The sequence below is a fragment of the Shinella sp. 1A1 genome (assembly GCF_055379515.1).
Genome location: NZ_AP039671.1, coordinates 2,239,575 through 2,258,381, shown reverse-complemented (window position 1 = coordinate 2,258,381; position 18,807 = coordinate 2,239,575). Strand labels below are relative to the sequence as shown.

Genomic DNA, 18,807 nt, shown 5'->3' with positions numbered 1-18,807 from the left:
AACTGGTAAATGAGCAAGACCCTTCTGGAAATGCGTGGCATCACGAAGACGTTCCCGGGCGTGAAAGCGCTCGACAACGTCAACCTGAAGGTCCGCGAAGGCGAAATCCATGCCCTCGTGGGCGAGAATGGCGCCGGCAAGTCCACCCTCATGAAAGTGTTGAGCGGCGTCTATCCCGCCGGCTCCTACGAGGGCGAAATCCATTTCGACGGCGAGGTTCGCCGCTTCTCCACGATCTCCGACAGCGAGCATCTGGGCATCATCATCATCCACCAGGAGCTGGCGCTGGTGCCGCTCCTGTCGATCGCGGAAAACATCTTCCTCGGCAACGAGGTCGCGACCAACGGCATCATCGACTGGAAGCAGGCGTTCCGCCGCACGCAGGAACTGCTCGACAAGGTCGGCCTCAGGGAGCCGCCGGGCACGCTGATCACCGATATCGGCGTCGGCAAGCAGCAACTCGTCGAGATCGCCAAGGCGCTGTCGAAGAAGGTGCGCCTGCTCATTCTCGACGAGCCGACGGCCTCGCTCAACGAGAAGGACTCCGACGCGCTCCTCAAGCTGCTCATGGAATTCCGCACGCAGGGCCTCACCTCGATCATCATCTCGCACAAGCTGAACGAGATCAAAAAGGTCGCCGACCAGATCACCATCCTGCGCGACGGCGGCACGGTGGAAACGCTGGACTGCCACAACGAGGACATTTCGGAAGACCGCATCATCAAGGGCATGGTCGGCCGCGAGATGGAAGACCGCTACCCGCCGCGCGAGCCGAAGATCGGCGAGACGCTGCTGGAGGTGAAGAACTGGAACGTCTTCCACCAGCACCATCGCGACCGGCAGTTCCTGCACGACGTGAGCTTCACGGTGCGCGCCGGCGAGGTGGTCGGCATTGCCGGCCTCATGGGGGCAGGGCGCACCGAAACGGCGATGAGCCTCTTCGGCAGGAGCTGGGGCCACAAGATCACCGGCGACGTCGCCATGCGCGGCAAGGCCGTGGATGTGAGCACGATCCCGAAGGCCATCGACGCCGGCCTTGCCTATGTCACGGAAGACCGCAAGCAGCTCGGCCTCGTGCTGATCGACAACATCATGCACAACACGACGCTCGCCAACCTCAAGGGCGTTTCCAAGGGGACGGTGATCGATACGCACCAGGAGGCCAAGGTCGCCTCCGGCTATCGCCAGAAGCTGCGCATCCGCTCGCATTCGATCTATCAGGAAGCAGTCAACCTTTCGGGCGGCAACCAGCAGAAGGTGGTGCTGTCGAAATGGCTCTTCACCGATCCTGACGTGCTGATCCTCGACGAGCCGACGCGCGGCATCGATGTCGGTGCGAAGTTCGAAATCTATACCATCATCAACCAGCTTGCCGCCGAGGGCAAGGGCATCCTGATGATCTCGTCGGAGATGCCGGAACTGCTCGGGACCTGCGATCGCATCTATGTCATGAACGAAGGACGCATCGTGGCCGAGCTTTCCAAGGCGGAAGCAAGCCAGGAATCCATCATGCGCGCCATCATGCGCTCCGGGGAGAAACACTAATGGCCACCGACACCGCGACCCAGAGAACCCAGCCTTCGGTGGGGGACTATCTCAGGAAGAACATCCGCGAATACGGCCTGCTCGTCGCGCTGGTCGTGATCATGATCTTCTTCCAGGTCATCACCAACGGCGTACTCTTCCGCCCGGTCAACATCACCAACCTGGTGCTGCAGAACTCGTTCATCGTCATCATGGCGCTGGGCATGCTGCTGATCATCGTGGCGGGGCATATCGACCTGTCGGTCGGCTCCATCGTCGCCTTCATCGGCGCCATATCGGCGATCATGCTGGTGAAATGGGGGCTGCCGGCCATCGTCGTCGTGCCGCTTTGCATCCTCGTCGGCGCGGTCATGGGCGCGGCGCAGGGCTATTGGGTCGCCTATCAGAAGATCCCGTCCTTCATCGTGACGCTGGCCGGCATGCTCGTCTTCCGCGGCATGACCTATGTCGTGCTCGGCGGCCGCCCGGTCGGCCCGTTCCCGAAGGAGTTCCAGATCCTCTCCACGGGCTTCGTGCCGGACTTCCTGTCGATCACCGATCCGGCGACTAGCCTCGTCAAGAACTATGTCGCGCTCATCGCGGTGCTGGCGCTCGTCGCCTATGCCGTCTATGCGGGCCTGCGCGAGCGGCGCATGAACGCCCTGCACGAGACGGAGAACGAGCCCTTCGCCTTCTTCGCGATCCAGATGCTCGTCATCGGGGCCGTGGCGATCTTCCTCGGCTTCCAGCTCTCGACCTATCGCGGCCTGCCGAACGTGCTGGTCGTCATGGGCCTCCTGATTGCGCTCTATACGTTCGTGACGACGCGCACGACGATCGGCCGGCGCATCTATGCGATGGGCGGCAACGAGAAGGCGGCCAAGCTCTCCGGCATCAATACCGAACGGCTGACCTTCTACACCTTCGTCAACATGGGCGCGCTCGCCGCGCTGGCCGGCATGATCATCGCGGCCCGCCTCAATTCGGCGACGCCGAAGGCCGGCGTCGGCTTCGAGCTCGACGTCATCGCGGCCTGCTTCATCGGCGGCGCCTCGGCCTCGGGCGGCGTCGGCAAGATCACCGGCGCGGTGATCGGCGCCTTCATCATGGGTGTGATGAACAACGGCATGTCGATCATGGGCATCGGCATCGACTACCAGCAGCTCATCAAGGGCCTGGTGCTGCTCGCCGCCGTGTTCTTCGACGTCTACAACAAGAACAAGGGCTGACCGGGAAACCGGCCAGCCGCCCCATCGCAAGCTTATTTGACCGGCCGCCGGCGCGGCCAGAGCGGGGACGTTCGTCCGCCGCGCGTGCGGAGCGCGGCGTGCTGCCGGCTTCAGGAAGGAAACGAAGATGCTTATATCGCAGGTTGGAAATGCCGATGGCTCGATCACCGTGGTCGTGCGCGAGGAGGGCGGCAAGGGCCGCGCGGTGAAGGGCGCGGCGAGCGTGCATGCGCTGGCCATGGAAGCTGCCAATGGCGGCAAGTCGCTGAAGGCCGTCATCGACGCCAAGGGCCTCGGTGAGGAGGTCGATCTCGAAGCGGCCTATGCCGAAGGCCGGCTGCTGCCGCCGATCACCCATCCCGACGCCGCGCATCTCCACCTGACCGGCACGGGCCTTACCCATCTCGGCTCCGCCGCCACGCGCGATTCCATGCACAAGAAGACGGCGGAAGCCGCCGAGGAGACGCTGACGGACTCGATGAAGATGTTCCGCATGGGCCTCGAGAACGGCAAGCCGAAGGCCGGCGAAAAGGGCGTGCAGCCCGAATGGTTCTACAAGGGCAACGGCACGCAGGCCATTGCCCCCGGCGCGGCGCTTACCTCGCCCTCCTTCGCGCTCGACGGCGGCGAGGAGCCGGAAATGGCCGGCATCTACGTCATTGCCGCGGACGGTTCGCCCTTCCGCATCGGTTTTGCCGTGTCGAACGAATTCTCCGACCATGTGACGGAGCGGATCAACTATCTCTACCTCGCCCATTCCAAGCTGCGGCAGGCGAGCTTCGGCCCGGAAATCCGCGTCGGCGCGGCGCCGGACGATATCCGCGGCTTCTCGCGCATCCTGCGCGGCGGCAAGGTGCTGTGGGAAAAGCCGTTCGTGTCTGGCGAGGCGAACATGTCGCATACTTTCGCCAATCTCGAATACCATCATTTCAAGTATGGCCTGTTCCGTTCGCCGGGCGACGTGCATGTGCACATGTTCGGCACGGCGACGCTGTCCTTCGGCGACGGCATCCGCACGGAAGAGGGCGACGTGTTCGAGATCGGCGCGGAAGGCTTCGGCCTGCCGCTGCGTAATCCGCTGGCGGTCGCCGCGGAAGAAGAAATCGTCATTCGCCAATTGTAATTCCGGTCGCGGCCCGGTTTTATCGGGCCGCATCATGACAGACAGGAGGCTTGTCGAGCCCATGACCATCCATCAGAACCTGATTGCCGGCGAATGGGTCGGCTCCGAGGCGATCAAGAACGTCAATCCGTCCAATACCGACGACGTGGTCGGCGAATATGCCCGCGCCTCCGCCGACGATACGAAGGCGGCGATCGCCGCCGCCAAGGCGGCCTTCCCGGCCTGGTCGCGCTCCGGCATCCTGGAGCGCCACGCGATCCTGAGGAAGACCGCCGACGAGATCATCGCCCGCAAGGACGAGCTCGGCCGGCTGCTCTCGCGCGAGGAGGGCAAGACGCTGGCCGAGGGCATCGGCGAGACGGTGCGTGCCGGCCAGATCTTCGATTTCTTCGCGGGCGAGTGCCTTCGCCTTGCCGGTGAGACGTTGCCGTCCGTTCGCCCGAATATCGGCGTCGAGATCACCCGCGAGCCGGTCGGTGTCGTCGGCATCATCACGCCGTGGAACTTCCCCATCGCCATTCCCGCCTGGAAGATCGCGCCGGCGCTCTGCTACGGCAACACGGTCGTCTTCAAGCCGGCCGAGCTGGTGCCGGGCTGCTCCTGGGCCATCGTCGACATCCTCGTGCGCGCCGGCCTGCCGAAGGGCGTGCTCAACCTCGTCATGGGCAAGGGCTCCGTCGTCGGCCAGACGATGCTCGACAGCCCCGACGTCCACGCCATCACCTTCACCGGCTCCACCGGCACGGGCAAGCGCGTCGCTAGCGCTTCCGTCGAGCATAACCGCAAGTACCAGCTCGAAATGGGCGGCAAGAACCCCTTCGTCGTGCTCGACGATGCGGACCTTTCCGTTGCGGTGGAAGCCGCCGTCAATTCGGCCTTCTTCTCCACCGGCCAGCGCTGCACGGCCTCCTCGCGCGTCATCGTGACGGAAGGCATCCATGACCGCTTCGTCGCGGCCGTCGGCGAGCGGCTGAAGAGCGTGGTGGTGGACGATGCGCTGAAGGCCGGCACCCATATCGGCCCGGTCGTCGACCAGAGCCAGCTGAAGCAGGACACCGACTATATCGAGATCGGTCAAAAGGAAGGCGCGAAGCTCGCCTTCGGCGGCGAACTCCTCAAGCGGGACACGCCCGGCTTCTATCTTTCCCCCGCGCTCTTCACCGAGGCGACGAACGACATGCGCATCTCGCGCGAGGAGATCTTCGGCCCGGTCGCCGCGGTCATCCGCGTCAAGGACTACGAGGAAGCGCTGGCCGTCGCCAACGATACCCCGTTCGGCCTTTCCTCGGGCATCGCGACGACGAGCCTCAAGCACGCCACCCACTTCAAGCGCAATGCCGAGGCCGGCATGGTCATGGTCAACCTGCCGACGGCGGGCGTCGATTTCCATGTGCCTTTCGGCGGCCGCAAGGGCTCGTCCTACGGCTCGCGCGAGCAGGGCAAATACGCCAACGAGTTCTACACGACCGTGAAGACGGCCTATACGCTCGCCTGAGCCGTCGGACGATCGTCGTTTTTCCCCGGGCGCGGTCTTCGGATCGCGCCCGAACTGTTTCGATACGATACCCTGCGAAACTCTTCATTTGCCTTGATGAAGGCCTGCTGCCGCGATGCGGGAACAATCGGCAAACGCTCAACCTTCCGTTTCGAGATGCCGGCCCAATCCCGGGCCGGGCGCTGATTGGAGGTTCCCATGTTCACAGCATCATCACGTGCAATGTCGTTCCCCAAGCTGTCGATCGCGCTTGCCGCGATGGTTCTTGCGGCGCCGCTCGACGGGCTCGCGCAGGACGGGAGGGGGAGAGGCCTTGGGGTCGGCGTCAGCGTCGGCGGCATAAGTGCCGGCCTCGGCGCCTCCCTCGGCGGCAGCAAGGGATTGGCGAGCGCGAATGTCGGCGCAAGCGTCGGCGGGTCGAAAGGTGTCAATGCCGGCGTCAATGCTTCGGTGGGTGGTTCCCGCGGCTTGGTCGATGCCACGACGACCGCATCCGTCGGCGGCCGCGGCGGCGTGAACGCCCGCACGACGGCGACGGTTGGCGGAACGAAAGGTCTGGTCGACGCGAATGTCCGCGCCGGGGTCGGCACGCTCGGGGCGAAGGTCGATGCGAACGTCCTCGGCGGCAGCCTGCTCGATGCGAATATCGGCATCGGCACGGGCGGCAGCCTGACCCCGGGCGACCGGAGCGTCATGCGCGAATTCGCGCGAATGCCCGAGAGCGAACGCATGCAACTCGTCAAGCGTTGCCGCGGCGTCACCAGCGGCGGCTACGACGCGGCGCTGGTCAAGCTCTGCCGCCTGCTCCAGACGGCATCCCGCTAGAGTTTGTCAGGAAAAGTGGAACCCGGTTTTCCCGACAAGACAAACTCCAAGCCGAAAGGAGGCGGTGGCCATGCGGCCGCCGCCTCAGCTCTGGCTTTGCGACTGGCTCTGGCTTGCCACCGGCGCCACGGTGATGGAAACGTCCATCGTTTCCGTCGCCTTGCCGAGGACCATGCCGGAAACCGGGGCGGCGTCCTTGTAGTCGAGGCCCGTCGAAAGGCGGACATAGCGCGCGTCTGGGCAGACCTTGTTCGCCGCGTCGAAGCCCACCCAGCCGAGGCCCGGCAGATGCACCTCCGCCCAGGCGTGGCTTGCCGTCTGGTCGGGCTCGTCCATCAGGAGATAGCCGGAGACGTAGCGTGCCGGAAGCCCGAGATGGCGGGCCGCCGAGAGGAAGATGTGGGCGTGATCCTGGCAGACGCCCTGCTTCTTTTCCAGCGCCTGCTCGGCCGTGGTGTCCGGCGCGGTCTCGCCGGGCCTGTAGGCGACGGCCTCGTGCAGCATCGCCATCAGGTCGTGCATGCGCGCCAGTTCGTTCTCGCCGCTCGAGGCCCTGGCCATGTCGCGGATCAGCTTGCCGGGCCGGGTGAGCGGCGTTTCGCGCAGATAGAGCCAGAGCGGCACGAAGCCCTGATGCGGGCCGAAGACGCCCGCGCGGTCCTCGGTCTCCACCTCGCCCTCGGCGACGATGCGGATCATCACCTGTTCGGCATTGGTGCTGACGAGATCGACATGGTTGCCGAAATGGTCGGTATAGCCCGCCTCGACATGGGCGCCGTCGACGGTGGTCTTCCATTCGCGCACGATCTGGCCCGGCTGGCTCTTCGGCGTCAGCCGCAGGCGCTGCAGGGAATATTGTACCGGATCGTCGTAGCGGTATTCGGTCGTATGGCTGATCTTCAGTCGCATCCGCGTCCCCAGCCCTAGCGATAGAAACGGTAGGCCTCGGAGATTTCCTCTCCGAGGCGGTTGTTGTGCACGATGAATTCCTCGATGAATTCGTGCAGGCCCTGTTCCATGATGTCGTCCATGCTGCGGCTTCTCAGCAGCATGAGCGTCGAGGATGCCGTCTCGTGCGCCGCATGGTTCTCGCCGTAGAGCTTGGCCAGATAGCCGAGATTGCTGACGATCTTGTCATAGTTATAGGCGAGCGAGCGCGGCATGCGGTCGTTGAGGATCAGGTAGTCGGCGATATTGGCGGGTGAATAGTCCCCGTCATAGACCCAGCTATAGGAGCGATGCGCCGAGACGGAGCGCAGGATCGATTCCCACTGCTTGTTGTCGAGCGAGGAGCCGACCTTGGCGATGGCCGGCAACAGCACGTAGTATTTGACGTCGAGAATGCGCGCCGTGTTGTCGGCGCGTTCGATGAAGGCGCCGATGCGCGAGAAGTTGTAGATGTCGTCGCGCAGCATCGTGCCGTGGAAGGCGCCGCGGATGAGGCCGGTGCTGCGCTTGATCGTGTCGATGATCGACGGCATGTCGGCCGGCTTGGCGCGCTTGGCGAGAACCTGCTTCAGCTCGATCCAGCACTCGTTGGTCGCTTCCCAGGTCTCGCGGGTCAGCGCCGTGCGCACCATGCGGGCATTGTTGCGCGCCGCCTCGATGCAGGACATCACGCTCGACGGGTTCGTCCGGTCGCGCAGCAGGTAGTCGATGGCGTCGGCGCTCGTCAGCTTGTCGTGCGCGGCGTCGAAATCCTCGCGCACCCCGGCGCTTTGCAGGACGCCGTCCCAGTCCTCGTCGGAGGAGCCGGAGCGCGTCAGCGCCATGCGCAGGCCCGCGTCTATGAGGCGGGCGATGTTCTCGCCCCGCTCGATATAGCGGAACATCCAGTAGAGGCCGTTTGCAGTTCTTCCCAGCATCGGCTCAGTCCTCCAGAACCCAGGTGTCCTTCGTGCCGCCGCCCTGGCTGGAATTGACCACCAGCGAGCCTTCCTTCAGCGCCACGCGGGTCAACCCGCCGGGAATGATCTGCACCTTGTCGGAAACGAGCACATAGGGCCGAAGGTCGACATGCCGGGGCGCGATGCCCTTGTTGACGAGGATCGGGACCGTGGAGAGGGAGAGCGTCGGCTGGGCGATGTAGTTCGCCGGCCGGGCCTTCAGTTTCTCGGCGAAGGCCGCGCATTCCTTCTTCGTGGCGGTCGGGCCGACGAGCATGCCGTAGCCGCCCGAGCCGTGCACCTCCTTGACGACGAGTTCGCTGAGGTGCTCCAGCACGTATTTCAGGCTGTCTTCCTCCGAGCAGCGCCAGGTCGGCACGTTCTCCAGGATCGCCTTGCGGCCCGTATAGAACTCGACGATCTCGGGCATGTAGGAATAGATCGCCTTGTCGTCGGAAATACCGGTGCCCGGGGCGTTGGCGATGGTGATGTTGCCGGCCTTGTAGACGTCCATGATGCCGGGGATGCCGAGCGCGGAATCCGGACGGAAAGTCATGGGATCGAGGAAGTCGTCGTCGACGCGGCGGTAGAGGACGTCGATGGCCTCGTAGCCGCGGGTGGTGCGCATCTTCACCTTGCCGTCGACGACGCGCAGGTCCGAGCCCTCCACCAGCTCCACGCCCATCATGTCGGCGAGGAAGGCGTGCTCGTAATAGGCGGAGTTGAAGATGCCGGGCGTCAGCACCGCGACACGCGGCTTGCCGGAACAGCCGGGCGGGGCGAGGGAAGCAAGGCTCTGGCGCAGCAGTTTCGGATAGTCCTCGACCGGGCGCACCTTGTTGAGGTGGAACAGCTCCGGGAACATCTGCATCATGGTTTCCCGGTTCTCCAGCATGTAGCTGACGCCGGACGGGGTGCGGGCATTGTCCTCCAGCACGTAGAACTGGTCCTCGCCGGTGCGCACGATGTCGGTGCCGACGATATGGGTATAGACGCCGCCCGGCGGCTTGAAGCCGATCATCTGCGGCAGGAACGCCTCGTTGCGCTCGATCAGCTCGCGCGGGATGCGGCCCGCCTTGATGATCTCCTGCTTGTGGTAGATGTCGTCGAGGAAGGCGTTGAGGGCGATGACCCGCTGCTCGATGCCCTGGGCGAGCTTGCGCCATTCCCGGCCGGAGATGATGCGCGGTATGATGTCGAAGGGGATGAGCTTTTCGGAACTGTCGGCGTGCCCGTAGACCGCGAAGGTGATGCCGGTTTTTCGGAAGAGGTTCTCGGCGTCCCTCGATTTGGCGATCAGGCGGGCCCGATCCTGTGCTTCGTACCATTCATGGTAGTTCTGGTATGGCTGCCGCGCACCGGAGTCCGCGTTCATCATTTCATCAAATGCCAAAGGCGTGTTCCCCATTTTTTGTCATTTGAGTACAACATTCCCGGCAATGCAAGAACCATGCTCAATTAGCGATCAAGAATTCTCATACCGCTTTGAGGCGTATAAAACCGGCCATCGCGACGGTTTCTACCGGTAAGCCGTCCGGTGAAGCGCATCCGGGGGATCCATGCCTGCCGAAAACATGGGCAGGTGCCGAAAGACTGTTCGCTCCGCTTTTCCCTGAACCTAAGCATCAAGGAAATTCCTTTGACCATCACCGGCGCGATGCCTATCGCTCGCGCACCGATTGTCCCCTTCGCGGAAAGCCCATGTCCCTCGACCGCCTGGCTCCGGCCATCTTCGTCCTGCTCTGGTCCACCGGCTGGGTCGTCGCCAAGTTCGGCGCCATCGTCTCCGAGCCGCTGACCTTCCTCAGCATCCGCTATGTGACGGCAGCCGTCCTGTTTACCGTACTCTGTCTCGTTTCGGGGGCCGCATGGCCGCGCGACATGCGCACCGTCCTGCACGCCATCGTCTCGGGCGCCTTCCTGCACGGCATCTATCTCGGCACGGTCTGGTGGGCGATCGGCCAGGGCGTGCCGGCGGCGCTCTCCTCGATCATCGCCGCCCTCCAGCCGCTGATGACGGCGCTGGCGGCGCCCTTCTTCATCGGGGAAAGGCTGGGCACGATGCAGAAGCTCGGAATCTGTCTCGGTTTTCTCGGGGTGCTGATCGCCGTCCTGCCGAAGTTCTTCGGCCAAAGCGCGGCGGAGATCCCGGCCTTCGCCATCGTCGTCAACATGCTGGGCATGGCGGCCGTCACCTATGGCACGATCTACCAGAAGCAGCACCTGCATACCGGTGACATCCGCACCATCGCGACGCTGCAATATGTCGGCGCGCTGATCGTCACCGTCCCCTTCGCGCTCGCCCTGGAAAACCTGCATGTCGATTTCGGCTTGGCCTTCGTCGCGCTGCTCGCCTGGTCGGTGCTCGGCATTTCCGTGGGGGCGATCCTGCTGCTGCTCTATCTGCTGCGCCGCGGCCAGGTCTCCCGTGCCGCCTCGCTCATCTACCTCGTCCCGCCCATCGCCGCCCTGCAGGCCGCCGCCGTCTTCGGCGAGGAGCTGACGGTTCCGATGATCCTCGGGACGGCCATCGTGGTGGTGGGGGTCTATCTCACGAACCGCAAGGACGTCGCGCCGGCGGAGTGAGAGGGCGGTTCCCGCAACCTTCCCCACAAACAAAAACGGCGGGCTGAAGCCCGCCGTTTCCGCATTCGATACCGTGACCGGCTCACGCCTGTTCGCGGCGCTGGCCTTCCGGGCGGCGCGGCTTGCCGCTGCGCTGCGGGCGGCCGGGCTGGCCGTTGCCGCCGTGGTTGCGGTTCTGGCGGTCACCCTGCTTCTGGGCCGGGCGGCCGTGCTGCGGGCGCTTGGCGCCAGCGGGGGCACCGGCTTCCGCCTGCGCGCCGTCACCGAAGGGCTGGCGTGCCGGGCGGTTCGCGGCGCGGCCGTTGCCGTTGCCCGAGCGCTGGCCGCCGCCGCGGCTGTTGCGGCCCTTGCGGGACTTGCCGCCGGGGCCTGCCGTGCTGACTTCGGCCGGGGCCTCGCCGCTGGCGACGGCGATCTTGATGCCCATCAGCCGCTCGATATCGCGCAGGAGATGCGCCTCGTCCGGAGCGCAGAAGGCGATGGCGATGCCGTCGCGGCCGTTGCGGGCCGTGCGGCCGATGCGGTGGACGTAGGCGTCCGGCACTTCCGGCAGGTCGTAGTTGTAGACATGGGTGACACCCGGAATGTCGATGCCGCGGGCGGCGACGTCGGTGGCGACCAGCACGCGGATCTCGCCGTCACGGAAGGCCTTGAGGGCGCGCTCGCGCTGGCCCTGGCTCTTGTTGCCGTGGATCGAGGCAGCCTTGAAGCCGACATGGTCGAGATGCTTCATCAGCTTTTCCGCGCCGTGCTTGGTGCGCGAGAAGACGAGCGACAGGCCGTCCGGATTGTCGGTGAGCGTCTGCTTGAGGATCTGCGTCTTCTGGTCCTTGCCGGGCACGAAGTGCACGTACTGCTCCACCTTGTCGGCGGCCTTGCCGGGCGGGGTGACCTCGACCTTCTTCGGGTTCGACAGATATTCGCCGGCAAGCTCGGCGATCAGCTTGGGCATGGTGGCCGAGAAGAGCAGCGTCTGGCGGTTCTTCGGCACCATTTTGGAGATCTTGCGCAAGTCGTGGATGAAGCCGAGGTCGAGCATCTGGTCGGCCTCGTCGAGCACGAGGTAGCGGGCCTGCGTTAGCGTCACGGACTTGCGGGCGACGAGGTCGAGCAGGCGGCCGGGCGTGGCGACGAGGATGTCGGTGCCGCGGTTCAGCATTTCCGACTGCTTGTTGATGGAAGCGCCGCCGACGACGGTGACGACGCGCAGCGGCGTCTTCTTGACGAAGTCACGCAGGTTGTCGGCGATCTGGTTCACCAGTTCGCGGGTCGGAGCAAGGATGAGGGCGCGGATGTTGCGCGGGTCGGGACGGCGGGCGTCAGCGAGAAGCTTCTCGATCATCGGCAGGCCGAAGGCGGCCGTCTTGCCGGTGCCGGTCTGGGCGAGACCGATGAGGTCCGAGCCTTCGAGGACCAGCGGAATGGCCTTTTCCTGGATCGGGGTCGCCTTTTCGAAGCCGAGCGCGGAGAGGGTGGCGACGATGGTCTTCGAGAGACCGAGGTCGTGGAAAGTTGTCAAAGCAATACCTTTCGGGGCGCCAGGCGACTTTCCGAATCCGGTTCCGGGCGCAATGCGCCATGTCTTGCGGAACCGCCTCGGGCCGGAACGCACCATGCGATCCGGTTTCGTCTGGCGTCAAGAACCCCGCGTGAATTGGGAACTTGTGGGTTGGATTTGCGTCTGCGCAGTCTTCCGCCGCTATCCGGCGGACCATTCTCCTGCGCTTCTCCTTCTCGCGTCCCGTGCTCGGGAAATCGCTGGGCTCGCTCACGCGGCGGCCGAAGGGCGACGCTCGGGGTCTCATGTCGTTGTTTCGCGGTGAAAAGTCAAGCGCTACTTTCGCATGTGCGAAATGCCGGACGCGCGTTCCTCGCCCGAACCGGCATACCCGGCGGCGGGAATACTTGCCCGTCGCGGATGGCGGAACATGCCCGCGCGCGTTGCGTTGGACCAATACGCATCCTGCCACAATCCTGTCGGATGCTCCCTCGCGCAGTACCATCTGCGTTTCCGTGAACCTTGCTAGGGGAGTGAGAAATGACCGCTACGACCTGGATCCTCGCCGCAGACGGCAATCAGGCCCGCCTGCTCAAGGGCGTGAACCTGCTGAAGGAGGGCCAGCAGAGCCCGGAGCAGGAGGTCTTTCGCTGGGAACCGAAGAAGGCTCAGGACATCATGGCCGACAAGCCGGGCCGCAGCCATTCCTCGGTCGGCCCCGGCCGGTCCTCCATGGAATATTCGAGCGACCCGGTGCGCGAGGAGCAGCAGAAATTCACCGCCGAGATCGCCGGGCGGATCGACGACTATGCCGCCGAAGGCGCGTTCGACCGGCTCGTGCTCTGCGCCGCGCCGCAGACGCTCGGCGACCTGCGCGGCAGGCTTTCCGACAAGGCGCGCGCGCTGACGGTCGTGGAGATCGACAAGAACTTCTCCAACCTGCCGACGGAAAAGCTGATCGCCAGCGTCCGCTCGATCATGTTCGAGACCTGACGGAAACCGGGACGCCCCGGCAATTCCGGCAACGAAGGGTTAACCATCCGTTCAAGGATTGGTGATACTCCCCGGGAGGTATGAATCCCTCCTTCCGTGCCGCTTCGGGGAGTTCTTGGCGTGGCTGAATCTCAAGACGAATTGCTGGTGGCGGCCTGTGCGCGCGTTCGCGCGCACCCGCATCCCGCATATGTCAAGAGCAGCGAACTGCGCTATCTCGCGGTGAACGACGCCTATGCCCGCCTTTTCGGCCGTCTGCCGGAGGAGATGATCGGCCTTCGCACCGATGAGATCGGCGATGCGCCGGGACATGACGACCGCGACGACCCGGAACGGCGCTGCCTGATCTTCGGCAATCCCGAGCGTGCCCGCTATATCCACCCCTTCGGCGACGGCAGCTTCGACATCGCGCTGAAGCGCGAGCGGCTTTCGGCGGCGCTCTCCATTCTCGTCGGGCTGTTTACGCCGTCCGCCGACGTGCTGGCGGCGGCGATCCGCTGCGCCGCGAATGCCAATGGAGAAGCCGAGCGTGCGCCGGCGCGTGCCGGCGAGCATGTCGAGGGCGCGCTCGATGCGATGGGAGCGGGCGTTGCGGTCTTCTCCCCCGACAACCGCCTCGGTTACGCCAACAGCAGCATGCGGGAATTCTACCGGACGCTGGTCGGCGACAGTGCGGACGGTGCCGTCAGCCTCGCGACCCTCACCGAGGCGTTGCACGACGTCGAGGTCGGGCAGGCGGAGGCGGCCGAGCGCGAGCGCTGGATCGCGGCGCGGCTTGCCGCCTATGACTTGCCGCTTCACGAATCCGTCGCACGTCTTTCCGGCGGCTGGATCCGCCTCGTTACGCAGCGCCGGCCGGATGGCATGCTCGTCGCGCTGCGCCTCGACGTCACCGCGCTCAAGGAAAACGAAGGCCGGCTTCGGCAGCATTCGCAGGAGATCAGTCTCTACCGCGCGCTGCTCGACGAGCTGCCGGTCGCAAGCTTCATGCGCGACGAGAACCAGCGCATGATCTTCGCAAACCGCGCCTATGTCGAAATGACGGGGCGCCAGCCGGAAGAGCTGCTCGGTCTCAGCACGCTCGACATGTATCCCGAGCAGGGCGAGGAGTTCCACCGGCAGAACCAGTTCGTGCTCGATACCGGCGAGTTGGTCGAAAGCGAGATCGAATATATCCGCGCCGACGGCACGGTCCTGCCGACGATCTCGCGCCTCTACCGGGTCACGACGCTCGACGACAAGAACTACCTGATCGGCTCGATTACCGACACGACGGTGCTGAAGAAGCGCGAGGACCAGCTCATCGAGGCCCAGCGCCAGGCGGAAGCGGCGCGGGTCGATCTGGAAAGCATCGTGGAATCCATTCCCGTCGGCATCGTCGTGGTCGATGCGACCGATGTCGTGGAACTGGTGAACGGCGCGTTCGAAGAACTGTGGGACGGCGCGCTGCCGATGATGCGGGGGCGGCCGCTCGGCGATCTCCTGCTGTTCCAGAAGGCGCAGGGCGGGATTTGCGATGACGAGGGTCCCTCTGCCGAGGGCTACGGAGCGTGCCTTGCGGATATGCGCGCGGGCGAGACACCCGTTCGGGAAGTCACCTACGCCAACGGGCGAACGGTGATCGAGGCCGGCTGTGCGATTTCCGGCGGCCGATGCCTGCTGACCTATATCGACATTACCGAGCGGCGCGAGCGCGAGCGCGAAGTGCTGGAAGCCCGCAGCGCGCTGGAGGAGACCGGCAGCCTGCTCAAGGACGCGGTCTCCTCGATGAGCCAGGGCCTGCTCGTCGTCGAGGACGGTAAGGTGGTGCTGTCCAACGAGACGCTCTCCCGCATGGTCGCCGTGCCGGAGCGCCTGCTGCAGCCGGGCACGCCGGTCGCCGACCTGCTGGACGATTGCATCGAGCGCGGCGCGACCGGGTCCGTCGACGAACGGCATGTCGAGGCGCACGAATTCGGCGCGATCTTCTTTTCCGGCGAGCCGGTATCGCTGATCATGTATAGCGGACGCGGGCGATGGCTGCGCCTCGACGTGACGCCGACGGATCGCGGCCGTTTCGTCATGGTCTTCTCCGACATCACAGACCTCAAGAGCCGCGAGGAAGAGCTGCGCCGGCTCGTCATGCGCGCCGAGCTTGCCGACAAGGCCAAGTCCGAATTCCTCGCCAATATGAGCCATGAGATCCGCACGCCCATGAACGGCGTGCTCGGCATGGCGGAGCTGCTTGCCAAGTCGAATCTCGACACGCGCCAGAAGACCTTCATCGACATCATGGTGAAGTCCGGTAACGCGCTCCTGACGATCATCAACGACATCCTCGACTTCTCCCGGATCGACGCCGGCCAGATGACGCTGCGCGACGTCGCCTTCAATCCGGTGGAGGCGATCGAGGACGTGGCGACGCTCCTTTCGGCCAAGGCGGCGGAGAAGGATGTCGAGCTCGTCGTGCGCGGCGCGGCCAACATGCCGGCGGCGGTGATGGGCGATGCCGGGCGCTTCCGGCAGATCGTCACCAATCTCGTCGGCAATGCCGTCAAGTTCACCGACCGCGGCCATGTGCTCATCGATCTTTCCTCGCAGACCACGGAAAGCGGCGTGGAGATCGTCGTTCGCGTCGAGGATACCGGCGCGGGCATTCCGACGGAGAAGATGGAATCGATCTTCGAGAAGTTCTCGCAGGTCGATGCCTCCTCGACCCGGCGGCACGAGGGCACGGGCCTCGGCCTTGCCATCACGGACGGGCTGACGCGGCTTTTCGGCGGTACGCTGGACGTGGTGAGCGAGGTCGGGCGGGGTTCCGTCTTCACGGTGCGCCTGCCGATGGCGCTTGCCGTTTCCGCATTGCCCGCCCGGATCACGCCGGCAAAGGCGCCCGACGGGCGCATCCTCGTCGTCGATGCCCACGCGCTTTCCCGCAAGGCGGCCTATGACATGCTGCTCGACTGGGGATACGACGCCACGGCGGTCGCTTCCGAGGTCGAGGCGCTGGCGGTGCTCGCGGCGGCCTCGGACATGGGTGTGGCGGTGGACGCGATCCTTTTAGACTATCAGCCGGAGCGCTCGCCCGGCTTCGTGCGGGCGCTGCGCGAAAGCGCGCCGACGGCGGATATCGCCGTAATCGTCCTGACCTCGATGAACCTCTCCGCCGAGGACCAGCTCCTCTCCTCGCAGCAGGTCGAGGCCCATCTGATGAAGCCCGTTCGCGCCGATCTTCTGCGCGAGACGGTCTTCGAGGTGCTGCGCGCGGCGCGGGCGAAAACGGTGCCTACCGCCGCAGCAGGCAAGGTGCTGCCGCTGCGCCCGCAGGTCGCCCCGCAGGCCGCGCCGGCTGGGGAGGGGGCGCTGGACGTGCTGGTGGCCGAGGACAACGAGGTCAACCAGATCCTCTTCACCCAGATGCTGCTCGCTTCCGGTCTTCGCTTCCGGCTGGTCGAGAACGGCGAGGAGGCGGTGGAGGTCTTCCGCGCCAGCCGGCCCGGCATGATCCTGATGGACATTTCCATGCCGGTGATGAATGGCCTGCAGGCGAGCCGAGCGATCCGCGAGCTCGAAAGCGGCACCGGCCATCGCGTGCCCATCGTCGCCGTCACCGCCCATGTGCTCGACGGCGACCGCGAGGACTGCCTTGCCGCCGGCATGGACGACTATCTGACCAAGCCGATCAGCGTCGAGAAGCTGGATGAAAAGCTCGACCGCTGGCTGAAGCGCGGCATCGCGCCTGCAGCCAAGGGCACGCTGCACTGATCTTCAGGCGGCCGGCCTTTCCCCGCAGAGCATTTCGCGCTTTCCCGCAAAACCCGGCCGGCGTTCCACGGTAAAGCCCGCGGCGGCGAGATTGCGCCGCACGAAGCCGGCGGCGGCATAGGTGCCGAAGCGCCCGCCCGGAGCCGTCAGCCGGAAGACCTCCGCCATCAGCTCCGCCGACCACATGTCCGGATTGCGCGACGGCGCGAAACCGTCGAGATACCAGGCGTCGTAGGGGATTTTCTCCTCCGAAAGGCTGTCGAGCGCCGCGCCGCAGACGACGGTGAGGCGCATGCGGGGGTCGAGCTCGATCTCGACGCGGCCCTCGGCGGCGTCGGGCCATTTTTCGGTGAGGATCGCGCGTTCCCGTTCGATTTCCGGCCAGTGCGAAAGGGCGCGTTCGATATCGGCGCGGGCCATCGGAAAGCGCTCGAAGGAGGTGAAGTGCAGGCTTGCGCCTTCCGGCGCGGTCTCGCACCATTGCCGCCATGTCTCGCACAGGTTGAGGCCGGTGCCGAAGCCGAGTTCGGCGATGCGGAACGGCTCCCGGCGCTGCCAGCGCCGGGGCAGGTCGTTGCCGGCAAGGAAGACATGGCCGCATTCCAGCCGCCCGTCGCTGCGGCAATAAAAGTGATCGTCAAAGGCACGGGAATAGGGCATATCGCCCTCGTGCCAGTCGAGGACCGCATCGGTCCCGGTCGTGTTCTCAGGATTATGGTCAGCCATGGCGAATGCCGATAGTCGCGTGAAGGCCGCCGGTCAACCGGGCGTGGACCTCCTCGTCGTCGGCGGCGGGGTGATGGGCCTGTGGACCGCCCTTCTGGCCGCCCGCGAAGGGCTCTCGGTTTCGCTCATAGAGAAGAGGCGGATCGGCGCGGGGGCGAGCGGCGGCGTGCTCGGCGCGCTGATGGCGCACCTGCCCGACAGGTGGAATGCCAAGAAGGCCTTCCAGTTCGATGCGCTCGTCTCGCTGGAGGGAGAGATCGCGGCCCTCGAGGCCGAGACCGGGCTTTCCACCGGCTATCGCCGCTCCGGCCGTCTCATGCCGCTGCTGAAGCTGCACAATCGCGAGCGTGCCCTCGGCCATGCGCAGGATGCGCTTTCCGTCTGGCGTACGCCCGACCGATCCTTCGCCTTCGAAGTGCTGGATGCGGCGCCGGTTTCCGGATGGCCGTCGGGGGAGGCGATGCCCTACGGCGTCGTGCACGACCGCCTTGCCGGGCGCGTCGCGCCGCGCCTCCTGCTCGCCGCCCTCAAGATCGCGCTCGGCCGCATGGCGAATGTGACCATCCGCGAGGGAACCGGCCTTGCGGCGCTCGATCCGGCGGCCGGCCGGGCGCATCTCGACGACGGGGCCAGCCTTGCCTTCGGCACCTGCGTGCTGGCGGCCGGCGTGCAGACCTTCGATCTCCTGACGCCGCTCGGCCCGAAGCTCGCCAGGCCGGCCGGCAGCGCGGTGAAGGGGCAGGCGGCGTTGCTGAAGGCAGATCTCGATCCGGCGCTGCCGGTGATCTTCGCCGACGGCCTCTATATCGTTCCGCATGAGGACGGGCTGGTCGCCATCGGCAGCACCAGCGAGAACGCGTTCGCCGATCCTCACCGCACGGATGACCTGCTCGACACGCTGATCGAACGAGCCCGGGCGATGGCGCCGGTCCTTGCCGACGCGCCGGTCGTGGAGCGCTGGGCGGGGCTTCGGCCGCGGGCGGTGGGGCCGGACCCGATGGTCGGGCGGCACCCGGATCACCGCAATGTCAGCCTCATGGCGGGCGGCTTCAAGGTGAGCTTCGGCATCGCGCACAGGCTCGCCCGCGCGGTGCTGAACGAAATCGAGGGCGGCACGCTCGACGTGCCGCCCTCGTTCACCGTCCCGGCACACTTCGACGAAGCCGGGCGGGTATAGA

At 65.5% G+C, this 18,807-nt stretch carries 14 protein-coding genes; 9 read left to right on the top strand and 5 right to left on the bottom strand.

Features of this window, described 5'->3' with window-relative positions; translation table 11 throughout:
- The first annotated feature begins 9 nt into the window (after positions 1-9).
- The 5 genes from mmsA (at position 10) to ACZ48C_RS11140 (ending at position 6,196) form a co-directional block, all read left to right on the top strand.
- Positions 10-1,545, top strand: a complete 1,536-nt coding sequence (mmsA, locus tag ACZ48C_RS11160) for a multiple monosaccharide ABC transporter ATP-binding protein (protein ID WP_464781144.1) — start codon at positions 10-12, stop codon at positions 1,543-1,545.
- The gene (gene mmsB / locus ACZ48C_RS11155) at positions 1,545-2,753 is read left to right on the top strand and encodes a multiple monosaccharide ABC transporter permease (protein ID WP_464781143.1); all 1,209 of its coding nucleotides are present in this window, start codon (positions 1,545-1,547) and stop codon (positions 2,751-2,753) included. Before mmsA ends, mmsB begins: the two co-directional genes overlap by 1 nt.
- Positions 2,754-2,880: 127 nt before the next feature.
- Positions 2,881-3,876, top strand: coding sequence for an AraD1 family protein (gene araD1 / locus ACZ48C_RS11150; protein WP_424547221.1), 996 nt, complete (start codon positions 2,881-2,883; stop codon positions 3,874-3,876).
- 61 nt (positions 3,877-3,937) lie between these two features.
- On the top strand, positions 3,938-5,371 hold the full coding sequence (locus tag ACZ48C_RS11145) for an aldehyde dehydrogenase family protein (RefSeq protein WP_464781142.1): 1,434 nt from the start codon (positions 3,938-3,940) through the stop codon (positions 5,369-5,371).
- Between the two features lie 198 nt (positions 5,372-5,569).
- Positions 5,570-6,196 carry a hypothetical protein gene (locus tag ACZ48C_RS11140; RefSeq protein WP_464781141.1) on the top strand — a complete coding sequence of 209 codons (627 nt, stop codon included), beginning with the start codon at positions 5,570-5,572 and terminating at the stop codon, positions 6,194-6,196.
- An 84-nt stretch (positions 6,197-6,280) separates the two neighbouring features.
- Here the strand turns inward: ACZ48C_RS11140 and ACZ48C_RS11135 are convergent, their stop codons facing one another.
- Genes ACZ48C_RS11135 through ACZ48C_RS11125 form a run of 3 tightly spaced genes read right to left on the bottom strand, consistent with a single transcriptional unit; the run spans position 6,281 to position 9,460 of the window.
- Complete coding sequence (locus ACZ48C_RS11135) at positions 6,281-7,105, bottom strand: transglutaminase family protein (RefSeq protein WP_464781140.1); 825 nt, start codon at positions 7,103-7,105, stop codon at positions 6,281-6,283.
- Between the two features lie 14 nt (positions 7,106-7,119).
- Positions 7,120-8,061: an alpha-E domain-containing protein gene (locus tag ACZ48C_RS11130; RefSeq protein WP_119256922.1), complete on the bottom strand. Its 942-nt coding sequence runs from the start codon at positions 8,059-8,061 to the stop codon at positions 7,120-7,122.
- A gap of 4 nt (positions 8,062-8,065) precedes the next feature.
- Positions 8,066-9,460: a circularly permuted type 2 ATP-grasp protein gene (locus ACZ48C_RS11125; protein WP_205536208.1), complete on the bottom strand. Its 1,395-nt coding sequence runs from the start codon at positions 9,458-9,460 to the stop codon at positions 8,066-8,068.
- Between the two features lie 323 nt (positions 9,461-9,783).
- Here ACZ48C_RS11125 and ACZ48C_RS11120 point away from each other — a divergent pair, with 323 nt between their 5' ends.
- Positions 9,784-10,668, top strand: a complete 885-nt coding sequence (locus tag ACZ48C_RS11120) for a DMT family transporter (protein ID WP_464781139.1) — start codon at positions 9,784-9,786, stop codon at positions 10,666-10,668.
- Positions 10,669-10,750: 82 nt separating this feature from the next.
- On the opposite strand, the gene ACZ48C_RS11115 is transcribed toward ACZ48C_RS11120, so the two are convergent.
- Positions 10,751-12,187, bottom strand: coding sequence for a DEAD/DEAH box helicase (locus ACZ48C_RS11115; RefSeq protein WP_119256925.1), 1,437 nt, complete (start codon positions 12,185-12,187; stop codon positions 10,751-10,753).
- Positions 12,188-12,706: 519 nt separating this feature from the next.
- Between ACZ48C_RS11115 and ACZ48C_RS11110 the strand changes: the two genes are divergently transcribed.
- Together ACZ48C_RS11110 and ACZ48C_RS11105 are read left to right on the top strand one after the other, a co-directional pair.
- The gene (locus ACZ48C_RS11110; RefSeq protein ID WP_119256926.1) at positions 12,707-13,159 is read left to right on the top strand and encodes a host attachment protein; all 453 of its coding nucleotides are present in this window, start codon (positions 12,707-12,709) and stop codon (positions 13,157-13,159) included.
- A gap of 120 nt (positions 13,160-13,279) precedes the next feature.
- Entirely contained in the window at positions 13,280-16,903 is a 3,624-nt protein-coding gene (locus ACZ48C_RS11105; protein WP_464781138.1) for a PAS-domain containing protein, read from the top strand.
- Positions 16,904-16,906: 3 nt separating this feature from the next.
- Here ACZ48C_RS11105 and mnmC2 read toward each other — a convergent pair whose 3' ends face one another.
- The gene (gene mnmC2 / locus ACZ48C_RS11100; RefSeq protein WP_464781137.1) at positions 16,907-17,629 is read right to left on the bottom strand and encodes a tRNA (5-methylaminomethyl-2-thiouridine)(34)-methyltransferase MnmC2; all 723 of its coding nucleotides are present in this window, start codon (positions 17,627-17,629) and stop codon (positions 16,907-16,909) included.
- Between mnmC2 and ACZ48C_RS11095 the strand changes: the two genes are divergently transcribed.
- Positions 17,628-18,806, top strand: a complete 1,179-nt coding sequence (locus tag ACZ48C_RS11095) for an NAD(P)/FAD-dependent oxidoreductase (protein ID WP_464781136.1) — start codon at positions 17,628-17,630, stop codon at positions 18,804-18,806. The two genes, mnmC2 and ACZ48C_RS11095, sit on opposite strands and share 2 nt — an antisense overlap.
- The last annotated feature ends 1 nt before the right edge of the window (position 18,807 follow it).